The following is an 11,665-nucleotide window of genomic DNA, read 5'->3' on the forward strand; positions in this document are numbered from 1 at the left end:
CCTTCGTGCGGTCACCTAAGGGGTGACCCGCGTCCCGATTCTCTCACCTAGCAGGGCACGCGTCACATTGCCGTGCGTATCGAGACCGAACACCACCATGGGCACCCGGTTGTCCATTGCCAGCGAGAACGCCATGGAGTCCATCACTGCCAAACGCTTGTGCAACGCCTCGCGATAGGTCACCGTCTCAAGACGCACCGCCGTGGGGTCGGTGCGCGGGTCTGCCGTGTAGACCGCATCCACGCCGTTCTTACCCATGATGACCTCGGTGCATAGGGTCTCCAGGGCGCGCTGCACCGCCACCGTATCGGTCGAGAAGTAGGGCATGCCTGCGCCCGCGGCAAAGATCACCACGCGGCCCTTTTCCATGTGACGGATGGCGCGCAACGGAATGTAGGGCTCCGCGACCTGGCCCATCGTGATCGCGGTCTGCACGCGCGTCGCGACCCCTGCCTGCTCGAGGAAGTCCTGAAGCGCGAGCGCATTCATCACCGTGCCGAGCATGCCCATGTAGTCGGCACGCGCGCGCTCCATCCCGGAGGCACTGAGTTCCGCTCCCCTGAAGAAGTTGCCGCCGCCAACGACGATCGCGACCTGCACGCCTTGACCCACGGCATCGGCAATTTCGTCTGCCACCCTGCGCACGACGATGGGGTCGAGACCGACGGCACCGCCGCCGAACATTTCTCCAGACAACTTGAGCAAAACGCGGCGCGCCGCGGGAGGGACTACGCCCGACTCATTGGTGACATCGGGCATAAGAATCTCCTCGCGGCGCGCAGCTAAACGGGTGTTGGGTCCTAGGCTCCCACACGGAAACGGGCGAAGCCGACCACCGCGCCGCCCGTAGCCTCAACGACCTTGCCAACGGTGGTCTTGGGGTCCTTGGCGAACGCCTGCTCGACGAGCACGTTCTCCTTGAAGAAGCCGTTCATGCGACCCTCAATGATCTTCGGAAGGGCGGCCTCCGGCTTTCCCTCGTTACGCGAGGTCTCCTCGGCAACACGACGCTCGTTGTCGACCACGTCCGCGGGAACCTCGTCCCGCGTGAGGTACAGCGGCGAGTACGCGGCGATATGCATTGCCACATCCCTGGCCACATCGGCAGCCTTCGCGTCCGAGCCGACCAACACGCCCACCTGAGCGGGAAGATCCTTGTTCGTCTTGTGGAGGTAGTCGACCACGACGGGTGCCGCAACTCGAGCCACGCGGCGAAGGATGACCTTCTCGCCGAGCACGCCAGCGTTCTCGTCGATGACCTCCTTGACGGTCTTACCTTCGAGCGGGGCCGTGAGGGCCGCGTCCAAGTCGGCAGCGTCAGCGGCTACGACCGCACCGAGCACGGACTGCGCAAGCGCCACGAACTTGTCGTTCTTGGCGACGAAGTCGGTCTCGGAGTTGAGCTCGATGAGCGTGCCCACCTGGCCGTCACCGACGGCTCCGATGTGCGTGATGACGAGCCCTTCGGAAGCCGAACGACCCTCGCGCTTGCTGACGCCCTTCAGGCCCTTGATGCGCAACACGTCAACGGCCTTGTCCAGGTCGCCATCCGTCTCGTCCAAGGCCTTCTTGACGTCGAGCATTCCAGCACCAGTGCGCTCACGGAGCGTCTGGATGTCGGCAACGGTGTAGTTCGCCATGTGCGTCCCTTACTTGTCGGCGTCAGCGTCGGCCGTCTCGGCGGCGTCGGTCTTCTTGGTGGTCTTCTTCGCCGCAGGCTTCGCGGCGGGCTTGGCTGCAGGCTTCGCGGCTGGCTTGGCCGCGGGGGCCTCTGCAGCAGGAGCGTCAGCGACGGGAGCCTCAACGACGACGACTTCCTCGGCAGGAGCCTCGACGACGATTTCTTCGACGACGATGACTTCCTCGGCAGGAGCCTCAACGACAACAGGTGCGTCGGCGACAACAGGTGCAGCGTCAGCAACAGGAGCCTCAACGGCGGCGGGAGCCTCAACGGCAACTGCTTCCTCGGCAGGTGCAGCCTCGGCAGGTGCGTCTTCGGCTAGTGCGGCCTTCACCTCAGGTGCGGGGGTCTCAACCGCGGCGGCTGCTGCGTCGAGGGGGGCGACTTCGGCCACCGGAGCGTCAGCGGCAGGAGCAGCGTCAGCTCCACCGAGGAGTTCCTGCTCCCAATCGGCGAGCGGCTCTGCCTCGGCGGCGACCGCAGCCTCGTCCCCCGTCTTGGCGGCGTGGCGCAAACGGATGCCCTCGGCCACAGCGTCGGAGATGACGCGCGTCAACAGGCCAACGGAGCGAATCGCGTCGTCGTTTCCAGGGATGCCGTACTGGACCGAGTCGGGGTCGCAGTTCGAGTCGAGGATGGCAACGACCGGGATGCCGAGCTTCTTGGCCTCGTCGATCGCGAGGTGCTCCTTGTTCGTGTCAACGATCCACACGATTGAGGGGGTCTTGCCCATGTCGCGGATGCCGGACAGCACCTTGAACAGCTTGTCCTTCTCGCGGCGCATGATGAGAAGTTCTTTCTTGGTGTGGCCGGAACCGGCGACATCGTCGAAGTCGACCTCTTCGAGTTCCTTGAGGCGCTGAATGCGCTTGCTCACGGTCTGGAAGTTGGTGAGCATTCCGCCGAGCCAACGCTCGTTGACGAAGGGCATTCCGACGCGAGCGGCCTGCTCGGCGATGGTCGACTGAGCCTGGCGCTTGGTGCCGACGAACAGCACGCTGCCGCCGTGTGCGACGGTGTCACGCACGAACTCGTAGGCGGTGTCGATCATGGAGACCGACTGCTGCAGGTCGATGATGTAGTTGCCGTTGCGCTCGGTGAGGATGAAGCGCTTCATCTTGGGGTTCCAGCGGCTGGTCTGGTGTCCAAAGTGGACGCCCGCATCCAGCATCTGGCGCATGGTCACAACTGCCATGGCAGAGTTCCTTGTCCGCACGCTTGCGCGTGCTAAGTGGCCGGCGGGCGTGAGCCCAACCGGAGTCTTCGGTTGATGGCAATCCCGTGTGGGACTACCCCTAGCGCCAACGCGGGCCGGCACCGAGTCGCCTCGGACCATCGCCTTCCCGGCGCGCCCCTGAAAAACCAAGGGCACGAATGACGCGCGTTGTCACCTCCATTGCGAAGGTGCGGGGTCAATCGTAGCCGATGAGCGCCCTCGCGTGGTCCCCGAGCTTGTCTGACAGGTACGCGCGGTCGTCCCCATGACGCGCGGGCGCCCGCCCTCCTCCGCTCCGAACGCGTTCCGTAACCGATGACGGCCTCACGCGGTCCGATGGGCACCATGACAGCGTTTCCCAGAATTGAGTCCGAGCGGCGCGCAAATCGGCCTATGCGGCAAGCTCGCCCGACGCATCGGCATGCATTTCTCGGCGCCCTTGCGGTGCTGGCTGCCCTCTCTATCGGGGTTCTCGCGTGCGCGCACCCTGCCGATGCGGCCACAAGGCGCGTTGCCTTGTCGGCGCCCGTGGCACCCTTCACCGTCCAGCGTTTGGCTTCGCTGCCCCCGCAACCATGGCTCGCGGGACATCGCGGTGTGGACCTCGCGGCCGACACCGGCGAGCGCGTCACCGCGCCCGCCACCGGGGTCGTCACTTACGTAGGTTTTGTCGTCGACAGGCCGGTGGTTTCGATCCGACACGTTCAGGGCCTCGTGTCTTCATTTGAGCCCGTCGACTCGACGGCCGTCGTTGGCGACATCATCGCGCGGGGACAAACGATCGGAACGGTGGCAGACACTCCGCTCCACTGTGTGCGGCGCCAGTGCGTTCACTGGGGACTCAGGCTCAACGGCACCTACGTCGACCCACTCGACTACCTCGAAGGGTTCGGGCCGGTTCGGCTGCTCCCCACAGATGGTGACTAAGAGGCAGACGACGACTAAGAGAAGGCGCCGGTCTTGTCCAGGCTCTCGCGCAGCTTTCTCACCGCACCCGAGTGAATCTGCGAGACTCGCGACTCCGTGACTCCAAGCACCTGGCCGATCTGTGCCAAGGTCAGGTTCTCGTAGTAGTACAGGTGGAGCACCTGGCGTTCACGGTCGCGCACCCCCTGAACTGCGGTGGAGAGCAGCGCGTGAGTCTCCTTGACCTCCATCGACGTGGCCACGCCTGGAACGCTCAGCCAAGTGGCGTGCTCGTGAGAGAACGAGTCGGAGTCGGGGCTCATCGAATCGAGGGCGCCAATATGGCTCAACGCCACTTGCGCGCGCACCGTCCTCACCTCGCGCGACTCCCAACCGAGCTCGATCGCCACATCGTCGTCGGTCACCTTGCGCATGAGTCCCTGTTCAAGGGACCTCGTCACGTTCTCGACTGCTCGCGCCTTGGCGCGCACCGAACGCGGTACCCAGTCGGCGGCGCGCAGTTCGTCGATGATCGCGCCGCGCACGCGGGTGCTTGCGTAGGTCTCGAACTTGAAGCCGCGGTCGAGCTCGAACTTCTCTATGGCGTCGATGAGGCCAAACATTCCATACGACACCAGGTCCGCGAGCTCGACGGTGTCCGGCAACCGTCCAATCATCCGGGTCGCCACTTGGGTCACGAGTGGCGCGTAGCGCGTAATGAGCAGCTCGCGCGCCGCACGGCGGTTCTCGCTGTCGGCAAACGCCAGGGACTCCCATGCTGCCGCGACATCGGCATCACGTGCGTCAAGGTCGAGCGGATCCGAGAAGGTCGTCATTATCTTGTCCCCTTAGGCCCGCGGGTGCGCGAGTTCATAGGCGTGCCGCAAGCGGTCCGCCGTCACGTGGGTGTAGCGCTGAGTGGTGGCCAGAGACGCGTGGCCGAGCACCTCTTGAACCGACCTGAGATCGGATCCCCCCTCGAGGAGGTGCGTGGCAGCCGAGTGCCGCAGTGCGTGCGGAGCAATGTCGGGGACGCCCGCACCGGAGGCGAGCCTGTGGATGACCTCGCGAACCTGCCGCTGGTCCACCCGCGATCCCCTGTGACCGACGAACAACGCGGCGGTATCGCCTGCCAACTGCGAGCGAGCGTTCTCCAACCATGAGGTGAGCGCGCGCTGTGCTGGAACGCCGAACGGTACGACGCGCTCCTTGTCACCCTTGCCAAGCACACGAACGGTGCGCTCGTTCATATCCACATCACCGACGTTGACTCCTGCCAGTTCCCCGACGCGGATCCCGGTGGCGTACAGCAACTCCGCCATGGCCCAGTCCCGCACGTCGATCGCCGTGCCGCTCTGAGCGTGCAGTTCCGCCGTATCAAGCAACCGGGACGCTTCATCAACATCAAGAATGTGAGGGAGCGTCACGGAAGCCTTTGCCGATGCCAGCCGTGCGGCGGGGTTGTGCTCCACGATGCCGACACGGTGGGCCCAGGCGAAGAAGGCCCGCACCGACGCGCCACGGCGCGCAAGGGTTGTTCTGGTCTTACCGTCGGCCGCTTGGCGCGCGAGCCACGCGCGCAAATCGGCAAGGGCGACGTCGGTCCACGTGGAGTCATCGTCCAGGCCAAGGAAGGCGGCCAGTGCTTCGACGTCTCCGACGTAGGCCCTCACAGTGTGGTCCGAGGCGCCGGCGCCATGGCGCAGCGAGGACGCGAAGCGCTCCACCACCGTGCCAGACGTCGTTGACATGTTGACACTCTGGCATCGTCACACCCGTCAAATCAACCCCTTGAGCCACATTTGTCACATCAGACCCACAAGTAACCCCCTTTTTGGGCCATTTTGTCTCGTTTGGGGTATTTCGTGACCTATCGCGCTCGCTTCCAGCCGCCCTTGCTTCGCTCAATGAGTCCCTGCATTTCGAGGCGTCCCGCTGCGGTCGTCGCATCAATCCACGCCAGGCCGGCACGCTCGGCCACCCGTTCGACTGTTATCGCTCGGCTCGACGTCACGTCGTATACCGCGCGGTCGGCTGGGGAGTCGAAACTCGGGCGAGCGACCCCCTCCCTTCCGCGCTCACCCAAACGTTCGACCTCGCCCACATTCCTCTCGGCCCATTCGGTCGAGCTGTCGACGAGCTCGAGCACGTCGTCAACACGCGTGACCAGTATGGCGATGCCATCGCGAATGAGCGCGTGGCATCCAGCCGACGACGGCGACGTGGCGGGGCCGGGAACCGCACCGATCGGACGTAGCAGCCCGGCGGCATGCCGTGCGGTACTCAGAGCACCTGACCGCAGGGCCGCCTCGACCACGATCGTGGCCGACGCTGCGGCGATCAATCGGTTGCGAGTGAGGAAGCGCGAGCGATGAGGGGCAAAGCCGGGCGGCACCTCGCTCACGATCGCCCCAACGTTCATGACTGCCTGTAACAGCGCGTCGTTTCCGGCGGGGTAGAGCCTGTCGACACCTCCCGCCATCACCGCGACCGTGGGTGCCTCGGCGGCGAGAGCCGACCGATGCGCGGCGGCATCGATGCCGTACGCGCCGCCAGACAGGACCGCGCGACCGGCCGCGGCAATGCCGGACGCGAGCTCGGCCGCCATGTGAGATCCGTACGCCGTGGACGACCGCGCTCCCACGATGGCCACGCCTTGGCTCCATGCCGCATCAAGATCGGCCGAGCCCCTCACGTAGAGAGCAAACGGCTCCGCGGCGCCGAGTGAACTCAGAGCCGATGGCCAACCGGGCGCGCCCCTGGTGACGACTCTCGCGCCGATAGCCGTCGCCCTGCGCGAGTGAGGCTCGTCGGCAACATCCAGGCGCCGTTCCCACCGCTCGTGCGCCAACACGGCCGCCTCCGCGACCTCCCGCGTGCAGCGACCGTACAGGGATGCCGCGGCCGCAGGAAGGCTTCGCGCACCCCACCGGACCCACTCGAGCGCCTCCGCCGCGCCAATCGACGCAACGAGCGCCCCCGCAGCTTCATCGGCGGGTGCCGCCATGGCGCTCCACGCGACAAGCGCGGCCTCTTCGGACTGTGTCATAGGGGGCCCTCCCTCGATCGAAGGATCATCGCTCGCGCGACGTGATCCGGCGATGGCGCGTCAATTCCTTCAAGGTCGCTCAACGTCCAGGCGATCCTCAACGCGCGGTCGGCACCACGCGCTGAGAGCCTCCCCTTGTCGAGCGCCGCGTGCACCACCGCCACGCATGCGCGCGGAGTGAACTCTCTCAACCACGATGGCGGAGCGTGCGACGTGACGGACCATGGCAGCCCCGCGAATCGCGCCTGTGCCCTGCCCCGCGCCTCGCGAACCCGCGCCGCAACCACCTCGGTCGCCTCCCCCGACTCTGAGGCCCCCCTCGCCACCGGCATGACCTCCACCTGGATATCGACGCGATCGAGCAGCGGGCCCGATAACCGCGAGAAGTAGCGGCGCCTGGCGAGCGCGCTGCAGGTGCACCTTTCTCCCATGCCGTAGAAGTGCCCGCACGGGCAGGGGTTCGCCGCGAGTACCAGCTGGAAGCGAGCGGGGTATCTCGCGGCGCCGTACGCACGATGGAGCACTATCTCGCCACTCTCGAGCGGCTGCCTCAAGGTCTGCAGCACCGCCCCGGGAAACTCTGGGGCCTCATCCAAGAAGAGAACGCCCGCGTGCGCACGGGAAATCGCGCCCGGCCGCGCGATGCGTGCCCCACCCCCGACGATCGCCGCGGCCGACGCCGAGTGGTGAGGCGCCTCAAACGGCGGCCTCACGAGGAGGCCCTCTTCCGGGCTGAGGGTTCCCGATATCGAGTGGATTGAGGTCGCCGCGAGCGCGTCTACGGGGATGAGGTCTGGAAGGATTCCGGTAAGGCGCGACGCGAGCATGGTCTTTCCCGCTCCGGGCGGCCCCACCATGAGCAGATGGTGCGCGCCAGCGGCCGCGACCTCGAGCGCCCATCGGGCCTCGGGCTGACCCCTCACATCGGCCAGGTCAGCGACCGGCTCGACCCTCCTCGGCGAAGAGACGACGCGAGAGTCGACGCTCCGTGGATCCGGTCGCGCGTCCTCGTTTCCATAAATAGCCGCCAGCTCGGCGAGAGACGAGACCGCGGTGACTTTCGCGCCCGGTACGAGCCTGGCCTCGTCCGCGTTGCCCTCCGCGACCACCACGCGAGTGGCCCCGGCCTCAACCGCCGCCGCGACGGAGGGAAGGATGCCGCGGACGGGTCGCAACTGGCCATCGAGGCCGAGTTCACCCAGGTGCACGGCGCCCGCCGCCTGACGAGCGTCGATCAGTCCCGCCCCCGCGAGCACTGCCACGGCGATCGCGACGTCGGTCACCGAGCCGGACTTGGGAAGCGACGCTGGCGAAAGGTTCACGGTGATACGGCGTTGCGGCCATGCCAGGCCCGACGACGTCACCGCCGCCCTCACGCGATCCCGCGACTCGTTGAGCGAGGCATCGGGCAATCCCACAAGCGTAAACGCAGGCAGGGATGGCGCAAGGTGCGCCTCCACGTCGATGACGTGACCCACCACTCCCGTCAGCACCACCGAGCGCGTGCGACCGATCACTCGATGCCCCTCACATGCGTCAAGATTGCGGCGCCAGCGGGCGGGAGGGTGACCCCCACGACGTCGATCCTGATTCCGTCGAAGTGCCGCTCTTGAGAGGCGAGCCACGCCCCCGCGAGACGCCTGAGCCGCGCCCGCTTGACGGGAGTCACGGCCTCGAGTGGCGAGCCAAACGTGGCCGACCTGCGCGTCTTGACCTCAACGGTCACGGCATCGGCGCCATCTCTGGCCACGATGTCGATCTCGCCGATCGGGCATCGCCAATTGCGGGCGAGAACCTCCCAGCCCTGTTCCTCAAGGGCGCGGGCCACGACATCCTCGCCGTGCCGCCCCACCTCGTCCTTGGCCGCCATGGCTCACCTCCCATGGCCGACCCTGTCAGCAGGGGGCCACGGCCAGGCTCCGCGGAGACTCGCGTTGGGGATCAGGCGCGTGGCGCGAGGTTGGGGACGACACTGACGGCGCGCGTGCGTGCGTGCGTGCGTGCGTGCAGCTAGCGTTCCTCGCGTCCACCCTCCGATGCAGCCACGGGCTCATGCTCCTCGAGGTACACCGATGACGACGGGTCGATGTCCATCGATTCGGGAAGGATGTCGCTGCGATCGATCGTCGTCGCGAGTACGTCCTCGCGGATGAACAGCAGCAACACGAACGTCAGAATCGCGAGCGGAACCATGTACAAGAACACGGGGGCGAGCGCATCGCTGTAGGAACCCACGATCACGTCGCGCACCTGAGCGGGCAGGTTTTGAACGGCCGCAGGGGTGAGCGCGTTCGTGTCGCCGCCCGCAGCGGTAGACGGAAGTCGTTCCGCAAGCAACGCGACCAGGCGTGACGTGAACAGCGATCCCACGACCGCGGCACCGAGCGACGCCCCGATCTGGCGGAAGAAGTTATTCGCCGCGGTGGCGGTGCCCACGATATTGATGGAGAACGAGTTCTGCACGATGAGGACGAGTATCTGCATCTGTAGGCCGAGGCCGATGCCCATCACGGCCAGGTAGGAGCACGTGAGCGCCACCGGCTGAGTCGCTGACATCGTCGACAGCAGGTAAAGCGCGGCCGTCACGAACACGGCGCCAGCCACGGGAAGTGACTTGTACTTGCCCGTGCGGCTCACATACTGGCCCGAGATGATCGAGGTGATCAGCAAGGCGCCCATCATGGGGATCATGAGGAGGCCTGCGTTCGTGGCACTGACGCCGGTCACCATCTGCAGGTACGTGGGCATGTAGGCCAGCGCACCGAACATGGCCACTCCCGTGAGCAGCCCGGCCGACGTGGTCAGGCGGAAGTTGCGGTTCTTGAACAGGTACATGGGCATCACCGGCTCCTCAGCCGCAAGCTCGACCCGCACAAACGCGAATCCGGCCACGACCGTAAGAACCATGAGGCCGATGATGACCGCCGAGCCCCACGGGTACGTGTTGCCGCCCCACGAGCTCACGAGCACGAGCGACGCCGCCGCGATGGCGAGGAGCATCATGCCGAGCACATCGATTTTCCGCCCCGAACGCTCACGCTTGGGAAGGTGAAGGAACAGCACTGCAGAGGTGATCGCGATCGCGCCCAGCGGGATGTTGATCCACATGCACCAGCGCCAGCCGATCGATTCGGTGAACCACCCCCCCAGCAGCGGGCCCGCCACAGACGACAGGGCGAAGACGCCGCCCATGATGCCCATGTAGCGACCGCGCTCACGGGCGGGCACGACGTCGGCGATCGTCGCCTGGGACAGGATCATGAGCCCACCGCCGCCGAGGCCCTGAATGGAGCGGCCGACGATGAGCTCGGTCATGCCGTGGGAGAACCCGCCCACGATGGAACCGGTCACGAACAGCGTGATGGCGACGATGAGAAGGCTGCGCCGGCCCATCAGATCGCCGAGTTTGCCGTAGACCGGCATCATGATTGTCGCGGCGAGGATGTAGGCGGTGGTCACCCAAAGCATGTGGTCGACGCCGTCGAGCTCGCCCACGATGGTGGGCAGCGCGGTGCTGAAGATGGTCTGGTCGAGCGACGCCAGCAGCATGGCCGTCATCAGTCCCACAAAGATGAGAAGGATGTTGCGCCGCCCATGCGGCGTGACCGCGGCTCTGGGTGCCTGAGTAATGGGTGACTCAGTCATGGATTCTCCTTGCTAGGCGCCGATGGGACGTCGGCTGGATTCGGTGACGCGCCTGAGGCGCGGCAGAAGTTGGTGGACGAGGTCCTCGAGGGACGCCTCGCCGGAAGATTCGTGCCATTGATGTCCGACCACGTGGAGCGCACCCATGCCGACGCCGACCACCAAGATCGCCTCTTCGAGTTGGGCGGCCTCGATCAGGTCCGGGTTGGCGGTGGCAACTCGACGCTTGACGATGGTCGTGAACTCGTCTCGCTCGGCCGTCATCTTGGCCATTTGCATGGCCGCGAGTTGCGGTTCCCTGCTGAACAGATCGCGACGCGCGCGAAAAAGCGCCACATCGGGCCCGCGCTCGGCGAAGGTCCGCGCGAGCATGACGAGGAAATCTTCGAGAATGGGACCTCGCATCCCGGTGACGAAGGCCTCGACGGCCTCTGGGGACGGCAGCTTGGATCCGATGCCGATCATGGCGTTTTCCTTGGATCCGAAGTAGTTGAAGAAGGTGCGGGCCGAAATGTCACTGGCCTCGCAGATCTGATCCACGGTGACGTGCTCGAGGCCGTTCGCCAAGGCAAGCTCGATCGCGGCCTTCTCGACACGCCTGCGAGTCGCCTCGCGCTTGCGTTCGCGTAACCCAGGTTGAGGGCACACGATGGCCTCGTCGGGCGTCTCTACAGTGTGCATGATCTGCATTCTTGCAGACTCTGCATAATTGCGCAAACTGCACCGAATGTGGTGCGGGGTGCGGGCCGCGACCGTTGCGGCGCCGCTAGCGACCTCCGCGCAGCTGCCTGATGTCGGGCATCGCGTCGTCGTGGTCGAGTTCCTCAATGTTGACGTCCTTGAACGTCACCACGCGCACATTGCGCACGAGCCGCGCGGAGCGGTAAACGTCCCACACCCAGGCATCGGCCATCGTGACCTCGAAGTAGATGTCGGCGCCCACCGATCGCACCTGCAAGTCGACCTTATTGCACAGGTAGAAGCGGCGCTCGGTCTCGACCACGTAGCGGAAGAGCCCAACGACATCACGGTACTCCCTGTAAAGGGCGAGTTCCGCCTCGGTCTCGTAGTTCTCCAGGTCTTCGCTGCTCACCTCACCATCATGGCCGATATCGCGCCGCACTGTGGCATCGCGACGCCGAAACTGGAAATGATTGACACACGACGA

General features: G+C 65.8%; 11 protein-coding genes and 1 pseudogene. 1 reads left to right on the forward strand and 11 read right to left on the reverse strand.

The annotated features are described in order from the left end of the window. Positions 1–15 precede the first annotated feature (15 nt). The 3 genes and pseudogenes from pyrH to rpsB form a co-directional block, all read right to left on the reverse strand. The gene (pyrH, locus tag BKA03_RS09735) at positions 16–759 is read right to left on the reverse strand and encodes a UMP kinase (RefSeq protein ID WP_062075772.1); all 744 of its coding nucleotides are present in this window, start codon (positions 757–759) and stop codon (positions 16–18) included. A gap of 41 nt (positions 760–800) precedes the next feature. Beyond that, positions 801–1,640, reverse strand: coding sequence for a translation elongation factor Ts (tsf, locus tag BKA03_RS09740; protein ID WP_062075771.1), 840 nt, complete (start codon positions 1,638–1,640; stop codon positions 801–803). Positions 1,641–1,904: 264 nt separating this feature from the next. After that, a pseudogene (rpsB, locus tag BKA03_RS09745) lies at positions 1,905–2,876 on the reverse strand (30S ribosomal protein S2); the annotation flags it as partial. A 414-nt stretch (positions 2,877–3,290) separates the two neighbouring features. Between rpsB and BKA03_RS09750 the strand changes: the two are divergent. Continuing rightward, a complete protein-coding gene (locus tag BKA03_RS09750; protein WP_062075769.1) occupies positions 3,291–3,824 on the forward strand; it encodes a M23 family metallopeptidase in 534 nt (177 codons plus the stop codon). A gap of 14 nt (positions 3,825–3,838) precedes the next feature. Here BKA03_RS09750 and BKA03_RS09755 read toward each other — a convergent pair whose 3' ends face one another. The 8 genes from BKA03_RS09755 to BKA03_RS09790 form a co-directional block, all read right to left on the reverse strand. Continuing rightward, entirely contained in the window at positions 3,839–4,639 is an 801-nt protein-coding gene (locus tag BKA03_RS09755) for a sigma-70 family RNA polymerase sigma factor (protein ID WP_062075768.1), read from the reverse strand. 12 nt (positions 4,640–4,651) lie between these two features. Continuing rightward, on the reverse strand, positions 4,652–5,554 hold the full coding sequence (locus BKA03_RS09760) for a tyrosine recombinase XerC (RefSeq protein WP_062075767.1): 903 nt from the start codon (positions 5,552–5,554) through the stop codon (positions 4,652–4,654). Between the two features lie 119 nt (positions 5,555–5,673). Then, positions 5,674–6,852 carry a DNA-processing protein DprA gene (gene dprA, locus BKA03_RS09765; protein ID WP_062075766.1) on the reverse strand — a complete coding sequence of 393 codons (1,179 nt, stop codon included), beginning with the start codon at positions 6,850–6,852 and terminating at the stop codon, positions 5,674–5,676. Beyond that, the gene (locus BKA03_RS09770) at positions 6,849–8,369 is read right to left on the reverse strand and encodes a YifB family Mg chelatase-like AAA ATPase (protein ID WP_062075765.1); all 1,521 of its coding nucleotides are present in this window, start codon (positions 8,367–8,369) and stop codon (positions 6,849–6,851) included. The genes dprA and BKA03_RS09770 overlap by 4 nt, the downstream gene beginning before the upstream one ends. Continuing rightward, positions 8,366–8,722, reverse strand: coding sequence for a YraN family protein (locus BKA03_RS09775; protein ID WP_062075764.1), 357 nt, complete (start codon positions 8,720–8,722; stop codon positions 8,366–8,368). Before BKA03_RS09775 ends, BKA03_RS09770 begins: the two co-directional genes overlap by 4 nt. 140 nt (positions 8,723–8,862) lie before the next feature. Continuing rightward, complete coding sequence (locus tag BKA03_RS09780; protein WP_062075763.1) at positions 8,863–10,497, reverse strand: MDR family MFS transporter; 1,635 nt, start codon at positions 10,495–10,497, stop codon at positions 8,863–8,865. Between the two features lie 12 nt (positions 10,498–10,509). Beyond that, a complete protein-coding gene (locus tag BKA03_RS09785; protein ID WP_152649611.1) occupies positions 10,510–11,178 on the reverse strand; it encodes a TetR/AcrR family transcriptional regulator in 669 nt (222 codons plus the stop codon). 85 nt (positions 11,179–11,263) lie between these two features. Next, entirely contained in the window at positions 11,264–11,590 is a 327-nt protein-coding gene (locus BKA03_RS09790) for a DUF2469 domain-containing protein (protein ID WP_062075761.1), read from the reverse strand. Positions 11,591–11,665 lie beyond the last annotated feature (75 nt).

The organism is Demequina lutea (assembly GCF_013409005.1).
In the GTDB taxonomy this organism is placed as follows: Bacteria; Actinomycetota; Actinomycetes; order Actinomycetales; family Demequinaceae; genus Demequina; species Demequina lutea.